This window comes from Ruegeria denitrificans (genome assembly GCF_001458295.1).
GTDB lineage: Bacteria > Pseudomonadota > Alphaproteobacteria > Rhodobacterales > Rhodobacteraceae > Ruegeria > Ruegeria denitrificans.
This window is the reverse complement of record NZ_CYUD01000008.1, coordinates 164,808-177,410: the sequence shown is the minus strand read 5'-3', so window position 1 is coordinate 177,410 and position 12,603 is coordinate 164,808. Positions and strand designations below refer to the sequence as shown.

General features: G+C 57.3%; 15 protein-coding genes. 10 read left to right on the top strand and 5 right to left on the bottom strand.

Annotated features, from left to right (window positions below):
• Positions 1–23: 23 nt before the first annotated feature.
• Positions 24–689 (bottom strand): SOS response-associated peptidase, encoded by a 666-nt coding sequence (locus tag RUE5091_RS13695; RefSeq protein ID WP_058282481.1) that lies wholly within the window; start codon positions 687–689, stop codon positions 24–26.
• 55 nt (positions 690–744) lie between these two features.
• Here RUE5091_RS13695 and RUE5091_RS13690 point away from each other — a divergent pair, with 55 nt between their 5' ends.
• Entirely contained in the window at positions 745–2,397 is a 1,653-nt protein-coding gene (locus tag RUE5091_RS13690) for a tetratricopeptide repeat-containing sulfotransferase family protein (protein WP_058282480.1), read from the top strand.
• Between the two features lie 63 nt (positions 2,398–2,460).
• Here the strand turns inward: RUE5091_RS13690 and RUE5091_RS13685 are convergent, their stop codons facing one another.
• The gene (locus tag RUE5091_RS13685; protein ID WP_058282479.1) at positions 2,461–4,038 is read right to left on the bottom strand and encodes a bifunctional metallophosphatase/5'-nucleotidase; all 1,578 of its coding nucleotides are present in this window, start codon (positions 4,036–4,038) and stop codon (positions 2,461–2,463) included.
• 108 nt (positions 4,039–4,146) lie between these two features.
• Between RUE5091_RS13685 and RUE5091_RS13680 the strand changes: the two genes are divergently transcribed.
• From RUE5091_RS13680 to arsC, 4 genes are read left to right on the top strand one after another with little or no spacing between them, the layout of a single operon-like run.
• Positions 4,147–4,485, top strand: coding sequence for a DUF952 domain-containing protein (locus RUE5091_RS13680; RefSeq protein WP_058282478.1), 339 nt, complete (start codon positions 4,147–4,149; stop codon positions 4,483–4,485).
• Complete coding sequence (locus RUE5091_RS13675; protein WP_058282477.1) at positions 4,482–4,913, top strand: DUF1330 domain-containing protein; 432 nt, start codon at positions 4,482–4,484, stop codon at positions 4,911–4,913. Before RUE5091_RS13680 ends, RUE5091_RS13675 begins: the two co-directional genes overlap by 4 nt.
• Positions 4,910–5,968: a quinone-dependent dihydroorotate dehydrogenase gene (locus RUE5091_RS13670; protein ID WP_058282476.1), complete on the top strand. Its 1,059-nt coding sequence runs from the start codon at positions 4,910–4,912 to the stop codon at positions 5,966–5,968. The genes RUE5091_RS13675 and RUE5091_RS13670 overlap by 4 nt, the downstream gene beginning before the upstream one ends.
• Entirely contained in the window at positions 5,965–6,306 is a 342-nt protein-coding gene (gene arsC / locus RUE5091_RS13665; RefSeq protein WP_058282475.1) for an arsenate reductase (glutaredoxin), read from the top strand. Before RUE5091_RS13670 ends, arsC begins: the two co-directional genes overlap by 4 nt.
• On the opposite strand, the gene RUE5091_RS13660 is transcribed toward arsC, so the two are convergent.
• Genes RUE5091_RS13660 through RUE5091_RS13650 form a run of 3 tightly spaced genes read right to left on the bottom strand, consistent with a single transcriptional unit; the run spans position 6,303 to position 8,563 of the window.
• Positions 6,303–7,622 carry an MATE family efflux transporter gene (locus RUE5091_RS13660; protein WP_058282474.1) on the bottom strand — a complete coding sequence of 440 codons (1,320 nt, stop codon included), beginning with the start codon at positions 7,620–7,622 and terminating at the stop codon, positions 6,303–6,305. The genes arsC and RUE5091_RS13660 overlap by 4 nt on opposite strands.
• Before the next feature lie 3 nt (positions 7,623–7,625).
• Positions 7,626–8,144: a PaaI family thioesterase gene (locus RUE5091_RS13655; protein ID WP_058282473.1), complete on the bottom strand. Its 519-nt coding sequence runs from the start codon at positions 8,142–8,144 to the stop codon at positions 7,626–7,628.
• Complete coding sequence (locus RUE5091_RS13650) at positions 8,144–8,563, bottom strand: PaaI family thioesterase (protein ID WP_058282472.1); 420 nt, start codon at positions 8,561–8,563, stop codon at positions 8,144–8,146. Before RUE5091_RS13650 ends, RUE5091_RS13655 begins: the two co-directional genes overlap by 1 nt.
• 113 nt (positions 8,564–8,676) lie before the next feature.
• Between RUE5091_RS13650 and RUE5091_RS13645 the strand changes: the two genes are divergently transcribed.
• The 5 genes from RUE5091_RS13645 (at position 8,677) to RUE5091_RS13625 (ending at position 12,600) form a co-directional block, all read left to right on the top strand.
• Complete coding sequence (locus tag RUE5091_RS13645) at positions 8,677–9,045, top strand: MerR family transcriptional regulator (protein ID WP_058282471.1); 369 nt, start codon at positions 8,677–8,679, stop codon at positions 9,043–9,045.
• Positions 9,046–9,332: 287 nt separating this feature from the next.
• The gene (locus tag RUE5091_RS13640) at positions 9,333–9,734 is read left to right on the top strand and encodes a MerR family transcriptional regulator (RefSeq protein ID WP_058282470.1); all 402 of its coding nucleotides are present in this window, start codon (positions 9,333–9,335) and stop codon (positions 9,732–9,734) included.
• 46 nt (positions 9,735–9,780) lie between these two features.
• Positions 9,781–11,562 (top strand): acyl-CoA dehydrogenase C-terminal domain-containing protein, encoded by a 1,782-nt coding sequence (locus RUE5091_RS13635; protein WP_058282469.1) that lies wholly within the window; start codon positions 9,781–9,783, stop codon positions 11,560–11,562.
• A gap of 55 nt (positions 11,563–11,617) precedes the next feature.
• A complete protein-coding gene (locus RUE5091_RS13630) occupies positions 11,618–11,830 on the top strand; it encodes a hypothetical protein (RefSeq protein ID WP_058282468.1) in 213 nt (70 codons plus the stop codon).
• A gap of 131 nt (positions 11,831–11,961) precedes the next feature.
• Positions 11,962–12,600, top strand: a complete 639-nt coding sequence (locus tag RUE5091_RS13625; protein ID WP_058282569.1) for a glutathione S-transferase family protein — start codon at positions 11,962–11,964, stop codon at positions 12,598–12,600.
• Positions 12,601–12,603 lie beyond the last annotated feature (3 nt).

Below are 12,603 nucleotides of genomic sequence, written 5' to 3'. Positions count from 1 at the left end.
ACGTGGAATGGAAAGGCACACTATCAGGCCGGAACAGGTTCGATCAGCTCCGGCCCGCTGGCACGATTTGAATTCACTGCCGGATCAACGCGATAAAAATCCAAGGCTCTCTCGGCCGCGGGTTGCATCAGACGCGCGGCACCTTTTCCCGCCTCTCCCAGCCACAGTGACCAATCGTCAGACTCAAGAATTAGCGGCATCCGATGATGAATGGAGCTGAGATGGCGATTGGCAGGGGTTGTCACAATGGCGCAGGTGCCTTGCCGTGTGCCCTCACCCCCCCAATCCTGCCAGACCCCGGCAAACGCAATCGGCGCGCCATCGTTGCGGTGGATGTACCATGGTAGGCGGGTGCCCTGTTCCGTCTTGGTCCATTCATAGAACCCCGTTGCTACGATCAAACAGCGCCGTTCGCGGCACGCGGCGCGGAACGCAGGCTTTTCAGCCAGCGTCTCGGCCCGCGCATTGATCAGCAACGGCCCTGCGGTTTCAGTTTTGTACCAATGTGGAAGAAAACCCCAGCGCAACGGGTCCAGCCTGCGCCCCCCTTCACCGGCGCGCACCACATGCACTTGATTTGTCGGGCAAACATTGAAATTCGGCACAGCAGGCAGAGTATTTGCCGGCCGCGCAGAAAACAGCTGCGCCATCGCGTCATTGGGAAGGGTTATTGCAAACCGTCCGCACATGGGTAATGAACCATCAATAATCGTTTCATGCAGGCACAGGGTGTCACGGGGTCACATGCAAAATCAAACAGCGAAAACCCTCAAAGGCAAGGCAGTGGCAGCTCTGGAGGCAGGCAAACTGCAACAGGCGTTAAAAAAAGCGCAGTTGGGCGTCAAGAAATTCCCCAAGGATACAGATTTTCACGCCATCTCGGGCTTTGTGCTGACTGAGATGAAGCAATACAAGAAATCCATCCCGCATTTCATCGAAGCGTCCCGAATGAAACCGGACGATGCGCAATTCGTGGAAAACCTGGCAAATGCCCTGATGCAGACCGGGCAAATTCCTAAGGCGCTGGAATATACCGAACAAAAACTGGAACAGTTCCCCAACAACAAGGAACTGAACCGCGTCCTGGATGAAATCCATCTAAAGGGCAGCAACTGGCGCATGATTGTTGAACATGCGAGCAGGAAGCTGGAAAGTGAACCAGACGATGTGAATCTTTTATCCAAGCGGGCTCGTGCATATTCGAAGATCGGTTTTGTTGACGACCATACGCGCGATGTCACCCGCGCCTATGAGCTGGACCCGGAAAACCTAAAGATTGCTTTCCAAAAGGCCGTGACCCTTCACCAGAGCGGTGACAAGGATGGGTCTAAGGGTCTCCTGCAGTCTATTCTAGAAGAAGAGCCCCAACACAGGTTCGCCCTGTTTCAGATGTCAACAATAGTGTCCAAAAAGGACGCACCAGAAATTTTGGACGCCGTCGAGAGTGCCATCGCTGGCAGCTACGAAGACCATCAGGAGCTGGAGTTCGCCAAGGCCACTCTAATCTCAAAAATTGACGATTTGGACGCGGCTATGCCTCAGTTTGCGCGGGCCAACAAAACACAACATGACGGCAATCCCTATGATACCGCGGCAGAAGAGAACAAACTGAAGCAGATTACTGGCCTGTTCCCGGTAGAGGCTGGGTTACCAGTAGCTGAATCAACGGATACTCCAGTGCCGATATTCGTTCTGGGTCAACCTCGATCGGGCACGACTTTGATGGAGATGATGCTTAGTGCCGCCCCGGGCATTGCCGGCTGTGGTGAACTGACACTAGGCGCAGACCTGTCGCATGACATTCAGACAGGTGATCAAAAATTTGACCCTGCAAGCGCTGAAGACTTTGCACAGCAATTTCGAAATTTGATGCCTCCAATCCCCGAAGGGTCGACCGCCTTTGTCGACAAGATGCCGCACAACTACCAGCGGGTTGGATTCCTATTGTCTGCCTTCCCAAATGCAAAGGTCATCAACATGTTGCGTGACCCTCGCGATGTCGGATTGTCGAAATGGATCAGGCGTTTCCCGGCTGGCGGTATGCGCTATGCTTCCAACCTGGCGGCCATCGCTCATTCGGCGAATATGTATCGCCGTTACATGGCCCATTGGGAAGCCGTGGCCGGAGATCGAATTCTGACCGTTCCCTATGAAAAACTGGTGGCCGACCCGAAAACCTATAGCCAACAAGTTGCTGCGTTCTGCGATATCGAGTGGGATGAAACCATGATGCATCCTGAGAAAAACACCAAGCAAGTCAGAACGGCCAGCATCGATCAGGTCCGCAACAAGATCTCGACAAAGTCCATTGGTGGATGGCAGAGCGTATCTGAACACCTGCGCCCCATGCTGGACGGGTTCGATCCGGCGCTATGGCCGGAATATGACTTGGGCTAAATATGCCTGAATCACGAAAGGCCGCATCGGGGATGCGGCCTTTTCCCTTTCTGCGACAGAAATTTACTTCTGCTTGATACGGCCATCCAGATACGGCTGATATGGTGCATTTTCAGCCAGATATTCGGCCGTAACATCCGCCAGATCCGGGCCAAAGTCATAGGCGTTCTTGTCGTCGCCTTCGAACATGTTGTACCCGTCGCCGCCGTTTCGGACGTAATTGTTGGTGACCACCAGATACGTCGCTGCCGGGTCAATTGGCACGAAGCCGTCACCGTCGGCGACCATGACCTCAGCCACGCGCCCTTCGTTCGGTGCAACCGTCGGATCCCAGGTAAATGTCAGTCCAGCCACCTGCGGAAAGCGGCCTTTTACATCTTCGACCTGGCTTACGCCGTTTTCCAGCGCATCGATCACACCCTGACCGCTGATTTCGAAGGTCGACAGCGTGTTCTGGAAGGGCAGCACCGTCAGCACCTCACCCATGGTGACTTCGCCCGGGTCGATCGAGGCCCGCAGCCCGCCCGAGTTGGCAATCGCGATTTGCACGCCCTGATCGGCAACACGTGCCAGCATGGCGTCAGCGACCAGATTGCCCATCTCGCATTCCTGCACGCGACAGACCGACCGGTCCCCTTCGATGCTATCTGCGGCATTCGCCACCACTTTGTTGCGGATTTCGTCCAGCGGAACTGCCAACTCGGCAATACGGTCCAGCGCAGCCTGATCCTCAGTCACCGTATTGTCCATGATAAGCGGTTCGCCCGCAGCCTCGATAACGTTACCGTCGTCGTCGAAGGTTACGTTCAACTCTCCCAGAAACTTACCATAGGCATAGGCCTGCACGATTTGAACGCCGTTGACCACCGTCGGATAAGGACCTGCGGCCTTGTCTGACACGTTCGACAGGTAGGTGTTCGAATGGCCACCCACGATCACGTCTACCCCGCTGGTTTCCTGCGCGACGCGTTGATCCACACCATAACCGGAATGACTGAGAACGATGATTTTGTTCACACCCTCTCCGGTCAACCGGTCCACTTCTGCCTGCACGGCTGGGGCCGGGTCCGAGAAGGTGATATTCGGGCCCGGCGAAGCAAGGTCATGCGTATCTTCGGGCGTCAGGCCAATCAGGCCGATCTTTTCCCCGCCAACTTCGATGATGGTAGATTTTTTGATCTTGTCGGTCAGCAGTTCTTCGTCCGCAATATCCGCGTTTGACATCAAAACCGGAAAATCAACCGAGTCGATAAAGCCGCGCAGCACTTCGGGACCGTCGTCGAATTCATGGTTGCCCACGGTCATCGCATCATAGCCCAGTTTGTTCATGAACTCGGCCGCAACCTTGCCCTTGTAATAGGTGTAGAACAATGAGCCCTGAAACTGATCGCCGCCATCCACGAGGATCGAGTTTTCGGCCTGTGCCCTTGCGTCGTTCACCGCCGTAACCAACCGGGCCGAGCCGCCGAAACACTTGCCCTCTGCCTGATCTTCCTCGTCACAGGCGCTGTCGTATTTGTTGATCGGTTCAAAACGCGCGTGGAAATCGTTGGTGTGCAGAATCGTCAGTTTATAATCGGCTACGGCCATACCTGCGGTCAGGCCCAGAACCGCAGCGGACGCTAAAAAGCGAGTGTACATCTTCATACTCCTTGTTTTTGATTGGCGTGATGTTGCGCCTGCCGGCAACAAGAGTCAAAGGGGGAAATCCGGCTTGATTCTGCCAGTCACGCGGGGCATCACCACCCTATGCTGATTTACAAGATTTTTCAGGCCGACGAGTGGGCCACACTACAGGATCAAGGTGCGTCGGACGGCGCGCCGATTGATATATCAGATGGCTATGTCCATTTTTCGACCGCTGAACAGGCGGCCGAGACTGCGGCCAAACACTTTGCCGGGATCGAAGGCCTAACCTTGCTGACCTGCGACGCGGATGCCATGGGTGATGATCTGAAATGGGAGGTTTCGCGCGGTGATGCCCTGTTCCCGCATCTTTATCGCCAGATCCGCATGACGGATGTCGTCTGGTCGTGCCCCCTGCCCTTTGACGGGCAAACCCACCTATTCCCCGAGGGTATGGAATGATCCATTTCATCGACCCTGATCGCGCCCAATTTGAGGCGTTCAAGGCGTTGGATCGAGATCATCCAATCGAGATGCTGAACCTGGTGAAGTTTCGCGACACGGCCGCATATCCGGTCGGTCACGATCTGGCCGAGGCCGGGTTGGCCGGCGCGCAGGCCTATCGCAACTACGGCAGGGAAACCGCCCCGATTATCGCGCGACTGGGCGCGTCGATCCTATGGCGCGGGTCGTACCAAACCACTCTGATCGGCCCTCAGGATGAAGATTGGGACGAGGTTTTCATCGCCCGCTATCCAACCGCGCATGCGTTTCTGGAAATGGTGACGGACCCGGATTATCAGGCCGCAGTGGTGCATCGGCAGGCGGCGGTTGCGACCTCGCGCCTGATCCGTTGTACCCCGGCCAAAGGTGGAGAGGCTTTCGGATGAAACTGACCGAGAAACTGGGGCTGGCTGTCCTGCATAAGATGGACCCCGAAACCGCCCATGGGATGTCGATCAAGGCGCTGAAGGCAGGGCTGGCTCCAATGCCGGGGCCGGTCACATCGCCCCGCCTGAAGACCCGAGTGGCGGGGTTGGATCTGCCCAATCCGGTTGGTCTGGCTGCCGGCTTTGACAAGAACGGAGAGGTTCTGACACCTCTGTCACGCACCGGCTTTGGCTTTATCGAGGTGGGTGCCATCACTCCACGCCCGCAACCCGGCAACCCCAAGCCTCGCTTGTTCCGCCTGACCGAGGATAAGGCGGCCATCAACCGCTTTGGCTTCAACAACGAAGGCATGGATGTCATGGCGCGCCGTCTGGCCGACCGCCCCAGGAATGCGGTGATCGGGTTGAACCTTGGTGCGAACAAGGACAGTGACGACCGCCCAGGCGATTTTGCCAAGGTGCTGGCCCATTGCGCCGCGCATCTGGATTTCGCTACGGTCAATGTCTCGTCCCCCAACACTGAAAAGCTGCGAGACCTGCAGGGTAAGGCCGCGCTTGGCGCGCTGCTGGGCGGGGTAATCGAGACTCGAAACGGCTTGCCCCGGCCTTTGCCGATTTTCCTGAAAATTGCCCCTGACCTGACCGAGGCTGAATTGCAAGACATCGCTGATGTTGCGCAGGAAACAGGCGTTGACGCGGTGATCGCGACCAACACCACGCTGTCGCGTGATGGGCTGCGCAGTGGGTACAAGGGTGAAACCGGCGGCCTGTCCGGCGCGCCTCTGTTCGAAAAATCAACCCGTGTTCTGGCGCGGCTAAGCCATCTGACCGAAGGGAAAATTCCGCTGATCGGCGTGGGTGGTATCAGCAGCGCGGAACAGGCCTATGCCAAGATTTGCGCCGGAGCATCCGCCGTGCAGCTTTATACCGCGTTGGTGTATGGCGGCATTTCGCTGGCCGCCGAAATTGCGCAAGGATTGGATGAATTACTGGCGCGAGACGGGTTCAACAACGTCGCGCAAGCAGTTGGAAGTAAACGAGAGGATTGGTTGTGATTGCATATTGGCACAACCCGCGCTGTTCGAAGTCCCGCGTCGGGCTGGCGTTGCTGGAAGAGAATGGCGCGCAGGTCGAGGTTCGGAAATATCTGGAAGACGCGCCCTCGGCTGATGAGCTACGCGCAGTGCTGGGTAAGCTGGGCGTCACCGCCATCGACATGATGCGCACAGGTGAGAAGCAGTTCAAAGAGCTGGGCCTGACCAAAACATCCTCTACTGACGAGTTGATCACTGCGATGGCCGAAAATCCGATTTTGATCGAGCGTCCTCTGGCCATTGCAGGTGACAAGGCCGCCATCGGGCGCCCGCCCGAGAACCTGCTGGCGCTGTTTTAAGCCACCTGCGCCTCAAGCTGGGGATAGCGCCAGCCCATGGTGACGCCGCGCGCGATGTTCAGAACCATCAGCGCGGCCCACAGGCCATGGTTACCGAAGGCTGGCACCAGTATGAAAAGGGCAACCACATAGATTGCAACCGACTGGACCATTGCGTTGCGCATCGCGCGGGTCCAGGTGGCACCGATATAGATGCCATCGAACATCCAGCTGGCCACCCCGATCGCCGGGGCCAATGCCGCCCAGATCAGATAGTCCCGCGCTGCCGTGCGTACCTCATCCGAGGTGGTCATCAGGTCGATCAGCGCAGGCCCCGCTAGCCAGAACACGGCCGCCAGCACGAACGCTCCGCCAACGCCCCATTGGGAAGCCATGATGGACGCTCGCCGAACCTGAACCCGGTTCCGTGCGCCCACGGCACTGCCGACCAGGGCCTCGGCGGAAAAGGCGAAGCCGTCCAGGGCAAACGCGGTGATTTCAAGGAATTGCAGCAAGACCTGATTGGCAGCCAGATTCACATCGCCTAGATCGGAACCCACGAACAGAAACGTCGTGAACGATCCCGTCAGCAAAACCGATCGGATCATGATGTCAGCGTTCACCTGCATCATCCGGCGCAACCGTGCCGCATCGAAAATTCGAGGCCAATCGCGCCACTGGTTCCCTTTGAACGCTTCGCGGCACAGCCACAGGCCGAGCGCCAACCCGGTCCATTCCGCGATCAGGGTGGCAATGGCCACACCTTCGACGCCCCAACCCAGCCCAAGCACGAACCACAGGTCCAGCAGGATATTCAGCCCATTCATCCAGACCTGCAGGATGAACACGCCACGGGTCTGCTCAATCGCGATCAGCCAGCCCGTCACGGCAAAAAGTGCAATCGTCGCCGGGGCACCCCAAATGCGGATTTGCAGATAGTCCCGCGTCAGCGCTTCGACCTCGGGACTGGCAGGCGAAAGTGCAAATGCCCCCCAGAACAACCCAACTTGCGTGAGAATAAAGAAAAGCCCAGCCGCACAACCCAACAGTAGCCCGCGCATCAAAAGCGCGCCGGTTTCCGCCGTATCCCCTGCCCCGCGCGCCTGTGCCGCCAGACCGGTCGTGCCCATGCGCAGAAAGCCGAAGATCCAATAGATCGCCGATAGGATCACCGCGCCCATGCCCACGGCACCGATCGGTGCGGCAAGCCCCATCTGCCCGACCACACCGGTATCAACGGCTCCAAGAATGGGAACCGTGGCATTCGACAGAACGATCGGAACGGCAATTTTCAGCACCCGCTTATGCGTAAGGGGCGCCGAGGTGCGCTGTGTCACGGGTTACTCACTTTCCACCTTCGGCTGCGGCATCAGGAAATGCCCCGTAGCTTGCGCAATCGGGCGCGCATGATTGTCTTGCCAGGCCTCGACCCGTACCGAGGCATAGCGCCGACCGGATCGACTGACGAAGGCGCGGGCATAAGCGTCACGGGGCAAACCCGAGCGCAGGTAATCAACCGTAAAATCAACGGTTTTTGGAAATCTCACTGCGTCAGCATTGAACAGTTCTTCCGGGTCGATCTCACCGCTTTCAATGCGGGGAAAGAAATGCTCCCAACTGAGGGTGATAACCGCCGTCACCTCAAGAAACGCTGCTGTAACCCCCCCATGCAGTGCAGGGAGCAAAGGATTCCCGATCAGCTTATCGTCAAAGTTCAGCACACCGGTCAGTTCATCACCTCGACGGTCGAAGGTGATATTGAGAAAACGGATATACGGTACGCCGTCGACAATCGCCTTCAGCGCCGCATCGCGGCGTTGCTTGACCACCTGCATGGGTTCTGGACGAGGACGCGCCATCACAATCCCTCCACCGTGAAGGCGCCCGCCGCTGTTGCGACCGGAAGTTTTTGATCTTCATCCATCGCGGTCGCCCGGACAAACGCGACGTTGCGGGTGATGTGATAGCAAGTGGCATGCGCGATGATGCTCTGCCCCGGCGTCGCAGCCCGCATATAGTTAATTCTCAGGTCAATTGTGGCTGTCCCGCCAGGGGCAGACGGGTGGGACATGACCGCCGCACCACAACACGTGTCCAGCGCGGCAAACACGGCACCACCGTGGATAACGCCTGTTCTGGGGTCTCCGACCAGATCCGCATTATAGGGCATTGAGATTTCCGCTTCGCCATCACCGATTGTCGTCAACTTCAGACCAAGCGCTTTTGCATGCGGAATCGCCTCAATGAACTGGCGTGCAATCTCTACTTTGTCGACCATGTTTGCATGTCCTTTGAATTCCGCCCTTTATGAGCCTGCACCCTGCAAAAGCGCAAGACCGCCTGTTGCGCTTGGCGCCACGACGCCCTAGTTTGCTGCTGAGGAGGCCGCGAATGACTGACAACCGTTTGTCATTAAACGAGATGTGCGACGAGTTCGACGTAACCAAGCGCACCTTGCGTTATTACGAATACATCGAACTGCTGCAGCCTGAACGCGAAGGCCGCTCTCGTTATTACGGGCCGCGGGAATGCGCGCGCATGAAGTTGATCCTGCGCGGGCGCCTGTTTGGATTTTCTCTGGAAGAAATCCGCCAGTGGCTGCTGATCTATGAAGATCAGGGAAATCAGGCGCAAATGGCCGAGTTCATAAAACTCGCGGATCGGCAGATGCCAGAGCTCATAAAGCAGCGTCAACAGCTTGACGAGGCGATGGAAGAACTTCAGCGCTTGCGCGACCAGACCGTGAAATCTCTGGGCTGATCCCCGGCGGAATCGAACGGTCACACCTACCTTCAGAACAGTCCGGCATCACAGCCTTGCGCCGAAGCTGATGTTGGGCGCTAGATGGCAGCCCGCTCCTCTCGGCGAAATTCCGTTACGTAATGTCTTCAATTGGGCGTTATCCGCACCTTGACGCGAGAGGATGCCACGTCAACTTTCATAGTGACGTAGCGTTTGCATTACGTGAACGTCATCTACGTGTTGTAACGTGCGCATCAACTGCGCACCTGACTTTGATAGACGCCAGTGACAAGAGTGCTGAAACCATGACCGAAGATCTGATGACCATCCGTGAAATGTGCGAGGCCTACGACGTCACGCCGCGCACATTGCGATTTTACGAGGCCAAGGAACTTTTGTTTCCGATCCGCGAGGGCCAGAAACGTCTGTTCACCAAACGTGACCGGGCGCGCCTTAAACTGATCCTGCGCGGCAAGCGCTTTGGCTTTAGCTTGGAGGAGATCCGGCAACTGCTGGACCTGTACCATGTCGGCGACCAGCAAATGACCCAGATGACCCGTACGTTTGAAATCGCGCGGGAACGTCTGGCGGATATGGAAGCCCGCCGCGAAGAACTGACGCAAGCCATTGACGATCTGAAAGAGCAGTTGCGCTGGGGCGAAAAAGTCATCGCCTCGATGAAGAACGAGAACAAAGCCGCCGAGTAACTCTGGCGGCCCAATCCCCGGACATCTGAATTTAAGGGAGCTTCAAATGCCCGTCTACAACGCGCCAACAAAAGACACTCAGTTCATTCTGCACGATGTTCTGAAAATCTCAGACTCGGATATTCCGGGGTACAGCGAACTGGAATCCGAATTCACCGGTGCGGTTCTGGAAGAGGCTGGCAAGGTCGCAGCCAATGTACTTCATCCGTTGAACGTGGTGGGTGACACCGAAGGATGCCGGTTGGAAAATGGCATCGTGTACACGCCCACGGGCTTCAAGGACGCTTTCGAGCAGATGAAAGAAGGCGGTTGGACTGGCCTCGACATGCCCGAAGAGTATGGCGGCCAGAATATGCCTTACGTTATCGGCACGGCTGTGGGCGAGATGTTCTCGGGCGCGAACCAAGCCTTTACGATGTATCAGGGCCTGACCCATGGCGCGGCCTCGGCCATTCTGGCGCATGGTTCGGACGAGCAGAAGAACAAGTACCTGCCCAACATGGTCAGCTGCGAATGGACTGGCACCATGAACCTGACCGAACCGCATTGCGGCACCGATCTGGGCCTGATGCGCACCAAAGCGGAACCCCAGGGCGATGGCAGCTATAAGATTTCCGGCCAGAAAATCTTTATCTCGGCCGGCGATCACGACATGGCCGACAACATCATCCACCTTGTGCTGGCGAAAATCCCCGGCAGCCCCGAGGGGATCAAGGGTGTTTCTCTCTTTATCGTGCCCAAGTTCATCGTGAACGAAGACGGGTCACTGGGTGAGCGCAACGGCGTCTCGGTCGGCAAAATCGAAGAGAAAATGGGCATCCACGGCAACTCGACCTGTGTGATGAACTATGACGAAGCCACCGGCTGGCTGCTGGGCGAGGAACACAAGGGCATGCGTGCCATGTTCACAATGATGAACGAAGCGCGTCTGGGTGTGGGCATGCAAGGGCTGTCTCAGGCCGAAGCCGCGTTCCAGAACGCCTTGGAATACGCCAAGGACCGCCTGCAGGGTCGTGATGTCACCGGGGTGAAGAACCCGGACGGTCCCGCCGATCCGCTGATCGTTCATCCCGATATCCGCCGCAATTTGATGGATCAGAAAAGCTTCACCGAAGGGGCCCGCGCGTTCATCCTTTGGGGCGCGACGATGATCGACAAGGCGCACCGTTCAGGTGACAAGGACGCGGACGGGCTGATCTCGCTGCTGACGCCGGTTATCAAGGGCTTCCTGACGGATGAAGGCTACGACATGACCGTTCAGGCGCAGCAGGTCTATGGCGGCCACGGTTACATCGAAGAATGGGGCATGTCGCAATACACCCGCGACGCCCGCATCGCGATGATCTATGAAGGCGCCAATGGCGTTCAGGCGCTGGACCTGGTCGGTCGTAAGCTGGCGCAGGACGGCGGCAAGCACGTCATGGCGTTTTTCGAGATGGTCAAATCCTTCTGCAAGGAAAACGGCGGCAAAGATGAGGCTTATGATAAGGCGTTCATCGAACCGCTGAAGGCCGCGTCCAAGGATCTTCAGGCTGCCGGCATGTATTTTATGCAGGAAGGGATGAAGAACCCCAACAACGCGCTGTCTGGTTCGTATGACTTTATGCACATGTTCGGCCATGTCTGCTTGGGCCTGATGTGGGCGCAGATGGCCAAGGCGGCGCAAGACGCGCTGGATGGTGGTGCGTCGGACAAAGAGTTCTACGAGACCAAGATCAACACCGGCCGCTTCTACATGGCCCGCCGCCTGCCTGCCACGGGCATGCATCTGGCGCGCATCCAGACCGGCGCGGATACGGTCATGGCGCTAGAGGCTGCCAACTTCTGAAACTAATCCGGCCTTGGGGCCCTACCCCCGAGGCCGGACTTTCGAAGGAGAGACAATGCCAAAACGTTTTCGCCTGACCCGCCGCTTTCCGGTCGCAATGACCGAAGACAGCTATCGTAAGCTGCGCGGCTTCGCGCGCGAGGCCGGATTGGACGAAGGTGAGGCGCTGTCCTTTCTGTTCGAGAATTTCAACAGCGTTATCAATGAGGACAAGCTGACCCGCAAACTTCGCGAATTCAACACCGAGCTTGAGGCGCGCAAGCGCTGACAGTTTCATTCACACCCACGATGGTGTGCGTGTTTTCAGCAAGACGAACCCCATATCGGTTATGCCGGTTCGGCTTTCTCGAAATACGCAGCTTGCGGCACTGCACCATGCGCCTTGGGAGGGGCGATCGCATGATCATAAAACTTCACTGTTTCGGAGAGAGCGGGAATTCCTACAAGGCCGCACTGGCGCTTGAGATGTCAGGGCTGGACTGGGAGCCTGTCTTTGTCGATTTCTTCAACGGTGAGACCCGCACGCCAGAATATCGTGCCGACGTCAACGAGATGGGCGAAGCACCCGTGCTGATCGATGGCGATTTCCGTACCACGCAATCCGGTGCCATTCAGGCCTATGTGACCGAGAAATCGGGTAAGTTCGGCGGCAAAGACCGTGACGAGAATTACGAGATTTTCCGCTGGGTTCTGTGGGACAATCACAAACTCAGCTCAATGGCTGGGTTGACCCGATTCCTGATCAACTTCCTGCCCGAAAAGCACCGCAACCCGGATGTCATCGCCTTTAACCAAGGGCGCTTGAAGGCGGCCTATCAAGTTTTGAACGACCATTTAAGTGGCCGTGACTGGATCGTAGGTGATGGCATGACCAACGCCGATATCAGCTGTTGCGGTTACCTGTATTACCCCGAACCATTCGGCTTTGACCGTGCCGACTGGCCCCAAATCGACGCCTGGCTGACGCGCCTTAGCGAACAGCCGGGTTGGAAACACCCCTATGACCTGATGCCCGGCAAACCGTCGGATCGAGCTTGAGGA

Coding starts and splice junctions, on each gene's coding strand:
- RUE5091_RS13650 (WP_058282472.1), bottom strand. CDS start 8,563: ATGGTCGACAAAGTAGAGATTGCACGCCAGTTCATTGAGGCGATTCCG.
- RUE5091_RS13670 (WP_058282476.1), top strand. CDS start 4,910: ATGAAACTGACCGAGAAACTGGGGCTGGCTGTCCTGCATAAGATGGAC.
- RUE5091_RS13655 (WP_058282473.1), bottom strand. CDS start 8,144: ATGGCGCGTCCTCGTCCAGAACCCATGCAGGTGGTCAAGCAACGCCGC.
- RUE5091_RS13635 (WP_058282469.1), top strand. CDS start 9,781: ATGCCCGTCTACAACGCGCCAACAAAAGACACTCAGTTCATTCTGCAC.
- RUE5091_RS13680 (WP_058282478.1), top strand. CDS start 4,147: ATGCTGATTTACAAGATTTTTCAGGCCGACGAGTGGGCCACACTACAG.
- RUE5091_RS13630 (WP_058282468.1), top strand. CDS start 11,618: ATGCCAAAACGTTTTCGCCTGACCCGCCGCTTTCCGGTCGCAATGACC.
- RUE5091_RS13690 (WP_058282480.1), top strand. CDS start 745: ATGCAAAATCAAACAGCGAAAACCCTCAAAGGCAAGGCAGTGGCAGCT.
- RUE5091_RS13675 (WP_058282477.1), top strand. CDS start 4,482: ATGATCCATTTCATCGACCCTGATCGCGCCCAATTTGAGGCGTTCAAG.
- RUE5091_RS13685 (WP_058282479.1), bottom strand. CDS start 4,038: ATGTACACTCGCTTTTTAGCGTCCGCTGCGGTTCTGGGCCTGACCGCA.
- RUE5091_RS13645 (WP_058282471.1), top strand. CDS start 8,677: ATGACTGACAACCGTTTGTCATTAAACGAGATGTGCGACGAGTTCGAC.
- RUE5091_RS13625 (WP_058282569.1), top strand. CDS start 11,962: ATGATCATAAAACTTCACTGTTTCGGAGAGAGCGGGAATTCCTACAAG.
- RUE5091_RS13640 (WP_058282470.1), top strand. CDS start 9,333: ATGACCGAAGATCTGATGACCATCCGTGAAATGTGCGAGGCCTACGAC.
- RUE5091_RS13695 (WP_058282481.1), bottom strand. CDS start 689: ATGTGCGGACGGTTTGCAATAACCCTTCCCAATGACGCGATGGCGCAG.